Source organism: Sphingomonas sp. Tas61C01 (genome assembly GCF_052567495.1).
In genome coordinates this window covers 811,886-824,971 of the sequence record NZ_CP199583.1, presented here as the reverse complement: position 1 = coordinate 824,971, position 13,086 = coordinate 811,886, and the positions used below count along the sequence as shown (strand labels likewise).

The following is a 13,086-nucleotide window of genomic DNA, read 5'->3' as shown; positions in this document are numbered from 1 at the left end:
CTTAGCGGCGCGGCCGCACCGCGTCACTATCGGCGCCGGCAGATGGTTGACGCCGCGACAACCATGTTCACTAAATCCGCTGCAACGGAGTCGCCGTTACACTGACACCGAAGGAGGTGCTCATGTCGACCGACAGCATCGGATATCCCCTACCCGTCCTCAAGAATGGTTATGCCTGCCTGAACGCCGTCGAAATCGAGCTGGCGAGCAAGAACATCGATCCGGCACGGCCACGGGCCGGTCCCGAGTCGAGCAGGCCACCGCTCGCTGCCGTACAGGGCGCCTCGGAGCGATCCTTGCCGTCGGCATACGCAAGAGAGCCCGGCAGCGTGACCGGCTATGCCGCGGATGCGGTTCGGCGATCCCCGGCCTCGTCCGGTACACGGCTGTCGCTGAGCGCCTGAGCGATCGGCCGCGTCAGGCGTGCGCCGATCAAGTATAAAGTCCCGTTTAGAGCGCTCAGTCGTAGGGCGGCTGGTGCAAGCCCGCCGGGCTCACCGTGAAGATCTCGCACCCGCTGTCGGTGATCCCGACCGAATGCTCGAACTGCGCCGACAGCGAGCGATCCCGAGTCACCGCCGTCCACCCGTCCTCGAGCAGCTTCACGTCCGGCCGGCCGATGTTGATCATCGGTTCGATCGTGAAGATCATCCCCGGTTTCAATTCGGGTCCGGTGCCGGGGCGGCCGACATGGACCACCTCGGGCGCGTCGTGGAACAGGCGCCCGACGCCGTGGCCGCAGAAATCGCGGACCACGCCGTAGCGGTGCTTTTCGGCATGGCGCTGGATCGCATGCGCGACGTCGCCCATCGTGTTGCCGGGAACCGCCTTCTCGATGCCGAGCATCAGGCATTCATAGGTGACCTCGATCAGCCGACGCGCCTTCAACGGCACGTCGCCTACCAGGTACATGCGGCTGGTGTCGCCGTGCCAGCCGTCGACGATCGGCGTGACGTCGACGTTGACGATGTCGCCCGACTTCAGCGTCTTGTCGCTCGGGATGCCGTGGCAGACGACATGGTTGATCGAGATGCAGGTCGAATGCGTGTAGCCGCGATAGCCGAGCGTCGCCGGTACGCCGCCGCCCGCCAGCACAAAATCGTAGATCAGCCGGTCGATCTCGGCGGTGGTGACGCCCGGCACCATGTGCGGCACCAGCATGTCGAGCGTTTCGGCCGCGAGCCGCCCCGCCTTGTGCATCCCAGCAAAGGCGGCGGGGCCGTGGAGCTTGATGGCGCCGGTGCGGCCTTCGGGCGCGTCGGAGGTGACGGTCACGTAATCGGTCATGCCCCTTTATAGCGTGGCGTGCGCGATTTTGCGAGGCTATGGCGGCGGCGTGGACGCGCGAGAGAACCCCGAACGAATCTGGACCGCCGCGCTGGTGGTGATCGGCGACGAGATCCTGTCCGGACGGACGCAGGACAAGAACATCGCGCAGCTGGCGTCGTGGTTGAACGTCCAGGGTATCCGCCTGGCCGAGGTCCGCGTGGTCGCCGACGACACCGCTGCGATCGTCGAGGCGGTGAATACGCTGCGGGCGCGTAACGACTATCTGTTCACCACCGGCGGCATCGGGCCGACGCACGACGACATCACGGTTGACGCGATCGCCGAGGCGCTGGGCGTCGCGGTCGAGCATCATCCGCAGGCGATGGCGATCCTCGAACGCTATTACGAGACTCGCGGCGGGCTGACCGAAACGCGTGCGCGGATGGCGCGGGTGCCCGCGGGCGCATCGCTGATCGAGAACCGGGTATCCGGCGCGCCGGGCATTAGCACCGGCAACGTCTTCATCATGGCCGGCGTGCCGCACATCACCGCGGGCATGCTCGACGCACTCACCGGAACGCTGGAGGGCGGGCGTCCGGTGGTATCGAAGACGATCGGCTGCTGGGTCGCGGAAAGCGAGGTCGCCGACCTGCTGCGCAACGCCGAGAAGGCGCATGACGGCGTTTCGATCGGAAGCTACCCCTTCTTCCGCGACGGCCGCACCGGCGCGAATTTCGTCGTCCGCAGCCCCGATGCCGCGCTGGTCGACACCTGCATCACCGCGCTTTCGGCCGCGCTCCAAGCCACCGGGCGCGAGGTCGCAGTGGGCGGGATCTGAACGCGGGGTGCTGCCGCGGAGGTGATCGTCGCGAGAATGCTTCGTTGACTGAGCATACGCAAACTGTCGGACATGGCGATCTGGTGCAGTGTGGACGATTCGGCGGTGCACGAAGTATTGCGCTGAGGTCCATTTAGCTCCCTAACCAACGTCGCCTTGTGGTTTGTGCTGCGATATTGAGCTTCGCCGGGCGGACCTTCTATGCCGGGATGAACCTCAAGTTCGACGATCTCTTCCGGTAGGGCCCGACGCGGCGGCGCGTGGGTGATCCCCGCGCCGCCCGGTGCCTGCTGCGATCGTCGCTGGAGCGGGTGAAGGGAATCGAACCCTCGTCGTAAGCTTGGGAAGCTTCTGCTCTACCATTGAGCTACACCCGCGACGGCGTGCGATTGCCACAGGGACTGCGGTGCGGTCAACGCCCTTGAGCGCGAGGCGATCGCGATGACCGACACCGCAAACGCGGTCCGGTGCGCGTCAGCCGGCGACCCACCCGGTCACGAGATAGGTAAGCGCGCCGATCGCGCCGGCCGCGGGCAGGGTGACCACCCAGGCGATCACGATCCGGCTGGCGATGTTCCAGCGCACCGCCGACAGCCGCCGCGCCGAACCGACGCCGACGATCGCGCCGGTGATGGTGTGGGTCGACGAGACCGGGATGCCGCCCATCGTCGCCATGAACAGGGTGATCGCGCCGCCGGTCTCCGCGCAGAAGCCCTGCGCGGGCGTGAGCCGGGTGATCTTGGAGCCCATCGTGTGGACGATCTTCCACCCGCCCGACATCGTGCCGAGCGCCATCGCCGCCTGACACGACAGCACCACCCAGAACGGCACGTGGAAGCCGCCGGTCAGGAGCCCCTGAGAATAGAGCAGGACGGTGATGATCCCCATCGTCTTCTGCGCGTCGTTGGCACCGTGGCCAAGCGAGTAGAGCGCCGCGGACACCAGCTGCAGCTTGCGGAACCGGCGATCGACCCCGATCGGCGTCAGCCGCAGCGAGGTCCAGGCGACCAGCAATACCAGCAGCAGCGCCAGGATCATGCCGATGCTGGGCGACAGGAAGATCGCGGCGACGGTCTTGCCGACACCCCCCCAGACGACGCCGTCGAACCCCGCCTTGGTGATGCCGGCACCGAGCAGCCCGCCGATCAGCGCGTGGCTCGAACTCGACGGGATGCCGTAGCGCCAGGTGATCACGTTCCACACGATCGCGCCCATCAGCGCGCCGAAGATAACCTGCGGATCGATCACCGCAGCGTCGATGATCCCCTTGCCGACGGTCTTGGCGACATTGTGATCGAAAATTGCGAAGGCGATGAAGTTGAAGAACGCCGCCCACAGTACCGCATGATGCGGCTTCAGCACGCGCGTCGACACCACGGTCGCGATCGAATTCGCGGCATCGTGGAGGCCGTTGAGGAAATCGAACAGCAGCGCGACGCCGATCAGCGCGACCAGCAGCGTGAAGGATATCGTCATCGTTTAAGCATGGTCGATCACGAGACCCTGGATCTCGTTGGCGATGTCCTCGAACCGATCCGCGGTGCGTTCCAGATGGCTGTAGATCTCGCGGCCGATGATGAACTGCATCGGATCGTGCGCGGTCGCCTTCAGCAGCGCCTTCAGGCCCGTCGCGTGGAACTCGTCGGCCCGGCCTTCGAGCTCGACCAGCCGTGCGGTGAGCGTGTGCAGCTCGGCCGCGTTGCCGCCGACCGAGCGGAGCAGCGGGATCGCCTCCGCGGTCACGCGTGCCGCCTCGACCACCACGGCGACCATCTCGCGCATCTCGGGCGCGAAGCTGGTGACGGCGTAGAGCTCGATCGACATCGCGGTCTGGTTCATCTGGTCGATCGAATCGTCCATCACCCCAATAAGGTCGGTGATCGCGCTGCGATCGAACGGGGTGACGAAGACGCGCCGGACGTCCTGCAGCACGTCGCGGGTGATGTCGTCCGCCTGGTGTTCGCGGTCGACGATCTCGGCGATGTGCTGCGCGATGTCGCCGTCGCCGCTGAACAACCGATCGAGTGCCGCTGCGCCCGCGACCAGCGTCGCGGCATGCGCCTCGAACTGTTCGAAGAACCGCCCCTGCTTGGGCATCAGCGCCTGGAACCAGGCAACCATTCCATGTACCCCCAATGGTGTCCGCGGCTCCATCGTTCGCCACGGGCGAGCAAGCAAGCCGAAACTTGCGGCTCGCTCCGGCGACATTGGTACGCAGGGCAGCTTTTCCCGTTAAGCCGCGTTCAGGAAGCCATGATCAAGCTATTCCATGTCAGCGACGTTCACTTCGGCGCCGAGGATCCCGCCGCGATCGCCTGGTTCGGCGAGCGCGTCGCCGACGAGCGGCCCGACGCGGTGATCATGACCGGCGACCTGACGATGCGGGCGACGCGTGAAGAGTTCCAACGCGGCGGCGACTGGCTCCGCAGCCTGGGCGTGCCGGTAACGCTGGAGGTCGGCAACCACGACATCCCTTATTATTGGGATCCGTTCCGCCGGCTGATGTCGCCCTACCAGCGCTATGCCGCGGTCGAGAAGATGATCGAGACGCAGCTCGACATCGCCGGCGTGACGATCGTGCCGCTGAAGACGACCGCCCGCGCGCAGTGGCGGTGGAACTGGTCGAAGGGGCGGGTCAGCAAGGGATCGCTGCGCCGGGCGCTGGCGATGATCGAAACGGTGCCCGCGGGAAACCTGATCTTCGTCGCCGCGCATCACCCGCTGATCGAGGGACCCACCACCGGCACCGCGCGCACCCGCGGCGGCGATGCCGCGCTAAGCGATCTTGCCGCGGCGGGTGCGCATGCGGTGTTGTCGGGTCATGTCCACGATCCGTTCGACGTTCCGGTCGAGCGCGGCGGCTGGACGCTGCGGATGATCGGCGCCGGCACGCTGTCGAAGCGGACCCGGGGATCGCCACCCGCGTTCAACGAAATCCGGATCGAGGGCGGGAGCTTCTCGACGATCGCTCGGACGATGGACAAGGAACCGGCGCGGTCGATCAGCGAAACGGTGGAGGCGGGGCGCTAGTGGTCTTGCTCCGGGGGCGAGATCGGTCCGAAACTCAGTCGTCATCCCGGAACATGTCCGGGGTGACGAACCGATCGAGTGACCCAGTTACTTCGCGGAGGTCTCGCTGGCGGGGCGCCCCGTTATGGAATGCAGCGAAGTTGCCTCCGTGTTCCTGCGTGCGCAGGAGCACGGTCGGCTTTTAGGCCGCGCATTACCGCGCCATTGGCGCGTTCAAGTTCGTCGATCTCGCGTTCGACGATCGCGATCAACGAGGTCACCAGGCCGCAGATGTCGGCGTCGCGGTGCATCAGGCGGTAGTGCATCAGCCCGAGCGACATCGCCAGTATCGTGTCGGCGAGGGTCGATCGCCGCGGGCACATCTCCGGCGCAGGCGCGAACAGGCTGAGCGCGGTCAGCATGTTGGCGCGGGAATCGGCCTGGATTGTCGTGAAGATCGCGGCGATGCGTTCGTTTCGCGAGGACTCCGCCAGGATTTCGGCGAACATGCGGCCGTCATTGTCGCGGGTGCCGGGGTCGACGAAGTTCCTGACCCAGGCCCTGACCGAGTCGCGATCGCCGCGTCCTACCGCCTCCTTCAGCGGCTCGCCGGCCATGAAATCCACGCAATCGGTTTGTACGATCGCGGCAACAATTTCTTCTTTGCTGGCAAAATCCCGATAGAGCTGGCCAACCGCGACACCGGATTCCTTGGCAATCTGGGCGATACCGGTCGCATGGAAACCATTGTCGGAAAACAATAACCGCGCTGCATCGATCACCTTCCGGCGACGTGCCGCGGCCCGGCCTCCGGACACGGCTGCCATTAGGCATCCATCGATCAGCATGGGTCTTCACCTTCCTTCGAGCTTCCCCGCCTTGACGGGCGCATCTTGTTCGCAGTAGCAGCATATTGAGAGTGAACGATCACTCACATACATCAATACGGCAGACCTGGCATGTCCTTTATTCGTACTCTCACTCCGCTTCTCCTTCTGTCGGTGGCGGCTTGCGGCGGCAAGCCGCCCCAGCAGCCGCAGCAGGGGCCGGCGCAGGTCGGATACGTCGTCGTTAGTGAACAGCCGGTGACGCTGACCACCGAGCTGCCGGGCCGCACGTCGGCCTTCGAGACGTCCGAGGTGCGCCCGCAGGTCAACGGGCTGATCCAGGCGCGGCTGTTCGAAGAGGGCCAGCAGGTCCGCGCCGGGCAACCGCTCTACCGGATCGATTCGGCGCCCTATGTCGCGCAGGTCGCCAGCGCCCGCGCGGCGCTCGCTCGCGCCCGGGCCTCTATCGCATCGAGCGGGGCGCTGGTCCGCCGCTATGGCGAGCTGGTCAAGATCAACGCGATCGCGCGCCAGGATTACGAGAACGCGATCACCACCGCGCAGCAGTCTCAAGCGGACGTCGCCGCGCAGCAGGCCGCGCTGCGCAGCGCCGAGATCGACCTGCGCCGTACGACGATCACCGCGCCGATTTCCGGGCGGATCGGCCGGTCGATCTCGACCACCGGTGCGCTGGTATCGGCGTCGCAGACCAACGCGCTGGTCACGATCCAGCGGCTCGACCCGATCTATGTCGATATCCAGGAATCGAGCGCCGACCTGTTGAAGCTGCGCCAGCAGATTCTCAGCGGCCAGCTGACCCGCGACGGCAACGCCCGGGTCAAGCTGAAGCTGGAGGACGGCAGCGACTATGGCGCGCAGGGCACGCTGCGCTTCGCGGACGTCACCGTCGATCCGACGACCGGATCGCAGGTGATCCGCGCGCAGTTCCCCAATCCGAACGGGCTGCTGCTGCCAGGGATGTTCGTCCGCGCTTCGCTGGTCGAGGGTACGCAGGCCAAGGGCATGCTGGTGCCGCAGCGCGCGGTCGGCCGCGACGAGAAGGGGCAGGCGACCGTCATGGTGGTCAATGCGGGCAACAAGGTTGAGGTCCGATCGCTCCAGACCAATCGATCGATCGGCGACAATTGGCTCGTCACCGGCGGGATCAAGCCGGGCGACAAGATCATCGTCGAAGGCGGCATGATGCTGCGACCCGGCATGCCCGTCCAGGGCAAGCCATGGAATCCCAACGCCAAGCCCGCCGGCGCACCGCCGCAGCAGGGACAGGCGCAGGCACAAGCGAAGTAATCCGCCATGTCACGCTTCTTCATCGATCGCCCGATCTTCGCCTATGTGCTGGCGGTCATGGTCGTCATCGCGGGCGTCCTGTCGCTGCGCACCCTGCCGATCGCGCAGTTCCCGGCGATCGCGCCGCCCGCGGTCGCGATCACCGCAACCTACCCGGGTGCGGACGCCCAGACCCTCGAGAACACGACGACCCAGATCATCGAGCAGCAGCTGAAGGGCATCGACAACCTTCGCTACTTCTCGGCATCGTCCTCGTCGGCCGGCTCGGTGACGATCACGCTGACCTTCGAACAGGGCACCGATCCGGACATCGCGCAGGTCCAGGTGCAGAACAAGCTGCAGGCGGCGACTCCGCTGCTGCCGCAGGAGGTCCAGCGCCAGGGAATTCTGGTCGCTAAGGCGACGCAGAACATCCTGCTGTTCGTCGGGCTCTATTCGGAAAACGGCAAGCATGATGCCGAGGATCTCGGCGACATCGTCGCCTCGCGGATCGCCGACCCGCTGTCCCGCGTGCCCGGTGTCGGCGACACCCAGCTGTTCGGCTCGCAATATGCGATGCGGATCTGGGTCGATCCGGTGAAGCTCAACAATTACGCGCTGACGATGGCGGACGTGACCACTGCGGTCACTGCGCAGAACGCTCAGGTGTCCGCCGGCCAGATCGGCGCGCAGCCTGCGCCCAAGGAACAGATGCTCAACGCGACTGTCTCGGTCTCGTCTCGCCTGACCACGCCGGATCAGTTTTCCCAGATCAGGTTGAAGAGCAACACCGACGGTTCGATCGTCCGGCTCGGCGACGTCGCGCGGGTCGCGATCGGCGCGGAGAATTACGGTTTCTCGGCGCAGTGGAACGGCAAGCCCGCTTCCGGCATCGGCGTGAAGCTCGCCCCCGGCGCCAACGCGCTCGACACCGTGGTCGCGGTCAAGGCGCGCGTCACCGAACTCGCCAAGCAGTTCCCACCCGACGTGAAGGTGGTGTTCCCGTACGACACCTCGCCGTTCGTGCGGTTGTCGATCGAACAGGTCGTCGAGACGCTGGTCGAGGCGGTGGTGCTCGTGTTCCTCGTGATGTTCCTGTTCTTGCAGAACATCCGTGCGACGCTGATCCCGACGATCGCGGTGCCGGTGGTGCTGACCGGCACGTTCGCGGTGCTCGCGGCTTTCGGCTATTCGATCAACACATTGACCCTGTTCGGCATGGTGCTGGCGATCGGCCTGCTCGTCGACGATGCGATCGTCGTCGTCGAGAACGTCGAACGGCTGATCACGACCGAGCATCTGACGCCGAAGGAAGCGGCGCGGAAGTCGATGGACGAGATTACCGGGGCGTTGATCGGCATCGCGCTGGTGCTGTCCGCGGTGTTCCTGCCGATGGCGTTCTTCGGCGGATCGACCGGCGTGATCTACCGCCAGTTCTCGATCACGATCGTGTCGGCGATGGTGCTGTCGGTCGCGGTCGCGCTGATCCTGACCCCTGCGCTGTGCGCGACGATCCTGAAACCGCACGACCCTAACCGGGGCGAGGGCAACGGTCCGCTCGCGCGCTTCTTCCGCTGGTTCAACGACAAGTTCGATCGCGGGCGGGCCCGCTACGAACGCGGGGTGCGCACCACCGCCAACCGCTGGGGCCGGTCGCTGATCGCCTATGCGCTGATCGTCGTCGGCATGGTCTTCCTGTTCACCAGGCTACCGACCGGCTTCCTGCCCGACGAGGACCAGGGCGTGATGATCGCCCTGGTCCAGGGGCCGCCAGGAGCCACCAGCGCGCGCACCCAACAGGGGCTCGACCTTGTGCGCGATCACTTCCTGAAGAATGCCGCGGGCGCGATCCGCGGAGTCTACACCGTCAACGGCTTCAGCTTCGCAGGTCAGGGGCAGAATAGCGGCATCGCCTTCATCCCGATGAAGGAATGGAAGGACCGCCCGGGCGCCGAGAACAAGGCGCAGGCGATCGTAGGGAAGGCGATGGGGGCATTCGCACAGTATAAGGACGGGCTGATCTTCGCGGTGATCCCGCCGGCGGTGCAGGAATTGGGCAACGCCACGGGGTTCGATCTTCAACTGGTCGACGAGGGCGGCATTGGACACGACAAGCTGCTCGCCGCGCGCAACCAGCTGCTCGGCATGGCGTCGCAGAACAAGTCGCTGGTCGGGGTCCGTCCGAACGCTATCGACGATGCGCCGCAGCTGAAGGTCGACATCGATCAGGACAAGGCGCGCGCGCTGGGGCTCGACCTCGGCACCGTGAACAGCACGATCGCGACCGCTTGGGGCGGATCCTACGTCAACGACTTCATCGACCGGGGCCGCGTCAAGCGCGTCTACATCCAGGCCGATGCCGCCTACCGCATGTCGCCCGAGGATATCGGCGACCTCTACGTTCGCGGCGCGACCGGCAGCATGGCACCGTTCACCGCGTTCTCGAGCGTGTCGTGGCACCAGGGGCCGATGCAGCTGACCCGCTACAATGGCCAGCCGTCGATGGAGATCCTTGGCCAGCCCGCGCCGGGCGTGTCGTCGGGGGTCGCGCTGCAGGCGATGCAGGACATGCAGGCAAAGCTGCCGCCGGGTACGCGGCTCGACTGGACCGGGCTCAGCTACGAGGAGCAATTGTCGGGCGGGCAGGCACCGGCGCTGTACGGGCTGTCGCTGCTGATCGTGTTCCTGTGCCTCGCCGCGCTGTACGAGAGCTGGTCGGTCCCGATCTCGGTCATGCTGGTGGTGCCGCTCGGCATCGTCGGTGCGCTGCTGGCGGCGAGCCTGACCGGGCTCAACAACGACATCTACCTGCAGGTCGGCCTGATCACCACGATCGGCGTTTCCGCCAAGAACGCGATCCTGATCGTGGAATTCGCGGAGGAGCGGATCCGCGACGGGCTGGCGCCGTTCGACGCTGCGATCGAGGCGGCCAAGCTGCGGCTGCGACCGATCCTGATGACCAGCCTCGCCTTCATCTTCGGTGTGTTCCCGCTGGCGATCGCCAACGGCGCCGGCGCAGGCGGGCAGAATGCGATCGGCCGGGCGGTGGTCGGCGGCATGTTGTCGGCGACGGTACTCGCGATCTTCTTCGTGCCGATGTTCTTCATCGTGGTCCTGCGCCTGTTCGGTCACCGCGGGAATGCCGAGCACGCCACCACCGATACCACCGATAACACCGATACCACCGGCGCCACCACCGCGCCGCAGGGAGCCTGACCGTCGTGACCCTTCGTCTCCACCCGCTGCTGGCGCTCGCCGCCAGCACCGCGCTCGCCGGCTGCAATCTTGCGCCGACCTATGTCCGTCCGGTCGGTGCAGTGCCGGTGGAGCTGCCGCAGGGCGGCGTCTATCCAGTTGCCGCCACCGACGCGCCCGACATCACCAAGGTCGGCTGGCGCGACTTCTTCACCGACGATCGTCTGCGGCGGGTGATCGCGCTGGGCCTCGACAACAACCGCGATCTGCGGCTGGCAGCGGCGAATGTGCTGCAGGCGCGCGCCAATTACCGCGTCCAGCGCGCCGATCTGGTGCCGAGCACGACGGCATCGGGATCGGCCAGTTACACCAACAATATCGCGAGCCTCGGCGGTTCGGGCACGACTGGCGGTGGCACGGGAACCGGCGTCGGCGTCGGCACCGGCGGCGCGGTGGGCGCGGGGACGGGGACGTCCAGTTCCAACATCGAGATCTATTCGGCGACGGTCGGCTTCTCGGCTTTCGAGCTCGACCTCTTCGGGCGTCTTCGCAATCTCACCCGCGCGGCGCAGGAGCAGTACTTCGCGAGCGAGGAAGCGCAGCGTTCGACCCGGATCAGTCTGATCGCGGAGATCGCGACCGCCTGGCAGACGCTGGCATCGGACCAGGACCAGCTCCGTCTGTCGCGCAACACGCTGAAGGCGTTCGAGCAGACTCTGGAGCTCACCCGCGCGCAGTTCCGGATCGGCGTCGCGTCGGAGCTGGAAGCCAAGCAGGCCGAAACCAACTACCAGGCCGCACGTAACGACATCGCGACGGGGCTGACGCGAATCGCGCAGGACCAGAACGCGCTTAACCTGCTGGTCGGTACCGCCGTGACCGCGGACCTGCTGCCGACCGGGCTCGGCGCAGCCGATGCGACGCTGGCGACGCTGCCGGGCAATATCGCCTCCGACGTGCTGCTGCGCCGTCCCGACGTGCTGCAGGCCGAGCACCAGCTGATCGCGCAGAACGCCAATATCGGCGCGGCGCGGGCGGCGTTCTTTCCGCGCATTTCCCTGACCGCCGCGCTGGGCACGTTGAGCACCGCGCTGTCGGGCCTGTTCGGCAGCGGCAGCGCGACCTTCTCGGCGGCGCCGGGAGTTTCGCTGCCGCTGTTCGACGGCGGCCGCAACAAGGGCAACCTCGATTACGCCCGCGCCTCGCAGCAGGCGGCGGTCGCGACCTACGAGCGAACCGTCCAGACCGCGTTCCGCGAGGTCGCCGATGCGCTGGCCCAGCGCGGCACGATCGACGAACAAGTCGCGGCGCAGACCGCGCGGGCCGATGCGGCGCAGACCGCGGCACGGCTGTCGGACGCGCGATACCGTGCCGGGGTCGATTCGTTCCTGGTGTCGCTCGACGCCCAGCGCACTGCTTATGGTGCGCAGCAGCAGCTCGTCACCACCCGGCTCGCGCGGGGTAGTAACCTCGTCGAGGTGTACCGATCGCTCGGCGGTGGCCTGAATTGAGCCAAGCTTTGCCGGTTGCATACCGGACAGAAAGGCATAGTCTCTCCGCATAATACGCTTAGGAGAGCGATCATGGGTTCATACATGGACTCGAACCGGGAAGCCGCGGCGATGAATTCCGCCGCCGCTGCACTCGATTCGGCTGACATCAGTCAGGGCGAGCAGAGCCTGATCATCCTGCAGAGCTTGTTGTGCCTGATGCGCGAGAAGAACCTGCTGACGCGCGCCGACATCGAGGATCTCTGCCACAAGGTCGAGATGCGCGCGGCGGGCGAAGGCGGCAATGCGCTGCCCTGCTGCGCCGAGAGCGCGTCGGCGGCGTCGACCAAGATGCAGCGTCTGACGAGCTATATCGGGCAACGCTACGGCGGCAAGCACGCGCGCACGTTCCGCTGATACAAGCGATCCGGCGCGATTTACCGCGCCGCAGCGATCGCCTTCAGCACTGTGTCCGCCAGTTCCTCGCGGCAGATCAGTAGGTCGGGCAGCAGCGGGTCTTCGCAATTATAGACCAGCGGGCTGCCGTCGATCCGCGATGCGTGTAATCCTGCGGCGATCGCGACCGCGGCGGGCGCGCAATTGTCCCATTCATATTGCCCGCCGTCGTGGAGATAGATGTCGGCACGGCCGTCGACCACCGCCATCGCCTTTGCGCCCGCCGAGCCCATCGGGATCAGCCGCGCCCCGATCGCCTCGCCGACCAATCGCGCGATGTCGGGTGCGCGGGTCCGGCTAACGACCATGCGCGGCGGGCTGAGGACAGGATGGAAGCGCGGTCCGTCGTCGGTCGCGTAGACTTGGGCGAGGGCGGGTAGGGCGACGGCGGCGGCATGCGGACGGCCGTCGAGGGCGAGGCCGATATGCACCGCCCAATCGTCGAGCCCCTCCGCATATTCGCGGGTGCCGTCGAGCGGATCGACGATCCATACCCGCCGCGCCGCACACCGCGCGCGATCGTCGACCGACTCTTCCGACAGGATGAAGTCCGCCGGCCGGGCGGCGCGCAGTCGGTCGATGATCAGCTGGTTCGCCTCGGCATCGCCACGCGCGCCGAGTGCCTTGCCCGTATCGCGACCGTCCGCCCTGATCGCCAGCAGCAGTATGCCGGCCTCGTCGGCGACCGAGCGGGCGAGTTCGGCGTCGGTCACGT

Annotated in this window: 11 protein-coding genes, 1 tRNA gene and 1 pseudogene; 7 read left to right on the top strand and 6 right to left on the bottom strand. The window is 66.5% G+C overall.

Features of this window, described 5'->3' with window-relative positions; genetic code table 11:
* Positions 1-122 precede the first annotated feature (122 nt).
* Positions 123-404, top strand: coding sequence for a hypothetical protein (locus tag ACT009_RS03810; RefSeq protein ID WP_445193044.1), 282 nt, complete (start codon positions 123-125; stop codon positions 402-404).
* A gap of 55 nt (positions 405-459) precedes the next feature.
* Here ACT009_RS03810 and map read toward each other — a convergent pair whose 3' ends face one another.
* Positions 460-1,287 carry a type I methionyl aminopeptidase gene (gene map, locus ACT009_RS03805; protein ID WP_445193043.1) on the bottom strand — a complete coding sequence of 276 codons (828 nt, stop codon included), beginning with the start codon at positions 1,285-1,287 and terminating at the stop codon, positions 460-462.
* Between the two features lie 49 nt (positions 1,288-1,336).
* Between map and ACT009_RS03800 the strand changes: the two genes are divergently transcribed.
* Complete coding sequence (locus tag ACT009_RS03800; protein WP_445193042.1) at positions 1,337-2,107, top strand: competence/damage-inducible protein A; 771 nt, start codon at positions 1,337-1,339, stop codon at positions 2,105-2,107.
* Between the two features lie 303 nt (positions 2,108-2,410).
* On the opposite strand, the gene ACT009_RS03795 is transcribed toward ACT009_RS03800, so the two are convergent.
* The 3 genes and pseudogenes from ACT009_RS03795 to ACT009_RS03785 all read right to left on the bottom strand — a co-directional run.
* Positions 2,411-2,484, bottom strand: a tRNA-Gly gene (locus ACT009_RS03795).
* Positions 2,485-2,581: 97 nt separating this feature from the next.
* Positions 2,582-3,583 carry an anion permease gene (locus tag ACT009_RS03790; protein WP_445193041.1) on the bottom strand — a complete coding sequence of 334 codons (1,002 nt, stop codon included), beginning with the start codon at positions 3,581-3,583 and terminating at the stop codon, positions 2,582-2,584.
* A gap of 3 nt (positions 3,584-3,586) precedes the next feature.
* Positions 3,587-4,231 (bottom strand): annotated as a pseudogene (locus tag ACT009_RS03785) (DUF47 domain-containing protein); the annotation flags it as partial.
* A 129-nt stretch (positions 4,232-4,360) separates the two neighbouring features.
* Between ACT009_RS03785 and ACT009_RS03780 the strand changes: the two are divergent.
* On the top strand, positions 4,361-5,137 hold the full coding sequence (locus ACT009_RS03780; RefSeq protein WP_445193040.1) for a metallophosphoesterase family protein: 777 nt from the start codon (positions 4,361-4,363) through the stop codon (positions 5,135-5,137).
* A gap of 122 nt (positions 5,138-5,259) precedes the next feature.
* Here ACT009_RS03780 and ACT009_RS03775 read toward each other — a convergent pair whose 3' ends face one another.
* Entirely contained in the window at positions 5,260-5,964 is a 705-nt protein-coding gene (locus ACT009_RS03775) for a TetR/AcrR family transcriptional regulator (RefSeq protein WP_445193039.1), read from the bottom strand.
* A gap of 111 nt (positions 5,965-6,075) precedes the next feature.
* On the opposite strand from ACT009_RS03775, the gene ACT009_RS03770 reads away from it, so the two are divergent.
* The 4 genes from ACT009_RS03770 to ACT009_RS03755 all read left to right on the top strand — a co-directional run bounded on the left by ACT009_RS03770 (position 6,076) and on the right by ACT009_RS03755 (position 12,332).
* On the top strand, positions 6,076-7,251 hold the full coding sequence (locus tag ACT009_RS03770) for an efflux RND transporter periplasmic adaptor subunit (protein WP_445193038.1): 1,176 nt from the start codon (positions 6,076-6,078) through the stop codon (positions 7,249-7,251).
* A 6-nt stretch (positions 7,252-7,257) separates the two neighbouring features.
* A complete protein-coding gene (locus ACT009_RS03765; RefSeq protein WP_445193037.1) occupies positions 7,258-10,446 on the top strand; it encodes an efflux RND transporter permease subunit in 3,189 nt (1,062 codons plus the stop codon).
* Between the two features lie 5 nt (positions 10,447-10,451).
* A complete protein-coding gene (locus ACT009_RS03760; RefSeq protein WP_445193036.1) occupies positions 10,452-11,936 on the top strand; it encodes an efflux transporter outer membrane subunit in 1,485 nt (494 codons plus the stop codon).
* Between the two features lie 72 nt (positions 11,937-12,008).
* Positions 12,009-12,332, top strand: coding sequence for a hypothetical protein (locus ACT009_RS03755; protein WP_445193035.1), 324 nt, complete (start codon positions 12,009-12,011; stop codon positions 12,330-12,332).
* Between the two features lie 20 nt (positions 12,333-12,352).
* Here ACT009_RS03755 and ACT009_RS03750 read toward each other — a convergent pair whose 3' ends face one another.
* The gene (locus ACT009_RS03750) at positions 12,353-13,084 is read right to left on the bottom strand and encodes a 3'(2'),5'-bisphosphate nucleotidase CysQ (RefSeq protein WP_445193034.1); all 732 of its coding nucleotides are present in this window, start codon (positions 13,082-13,084) and stop codon (positions 12,353-12,355) included.
* Positions 13,085-13,086: the final 2 nt, after the last annotated feature.

What these genes read in the sequence shown, in the direction of transcription:
- ACT009_RS03775 (WP_445193039.1), bottom strand. Translation starts at nt 5,964, where the DNA reads ATGCTGATCGATGGATGCCTAATGGCAGCCGTGTCCGGAGGCCGGGCC.
- ACT009_RS03810 (WP_445193044.1), top strand. Translation starts at nt 123, where the DNA reads ATGTCGACCGACAGCATCGGATATCCCCTACCCGTCCTCAAGAATGGT.
- ACT009_RS03790 (WP_445193041.1), bottom strand. Translation starts at nt 3,583, where the DNA reads ATGACGATATCCTTCACGCTGCTGGTCGCGCTGATCGGCGTCGCGCTG.
- ACT009_RS03770 (WP_445193038.1), top strand. Translation starts at nt 6,076, where the DNA reads ATGTCCTTTATTCGTACTCTCACTCCGCTTCTCCTTCTGTCGGTGGCG.
- map (WP_445193043.1), bottom strand. Translation starts at nt 1,287, where the DNA reads ATGACCGATTACGTGACCGTCACCTCCGACGCGCCCGAAGGCCGCACC.
- ACT009_RS03765 (WP_445193037.1), top strand. Translation starts at nt 7,258, where the DNA reads ATGTCACGCTTCTTCATCGATCGCCCGATCTTCGCCTATGTGCTGGCG.
- ACT009_RS03780 (WP_445193040.1), top strand. Translation starts at nt 4,361, where the DNA reads ATGATCAAGCTATTCCATGTCAGCGACGTTCACTTCGGCGCCGAGGAT.
- ACT009_RS03755 (WP_445193035.1), top strand. Translation starts at nt 12,009, where the DNA reads ATGGGTTCATACATGGACTCGAACCGGGAAGCCGCGGCGATGAATTCC.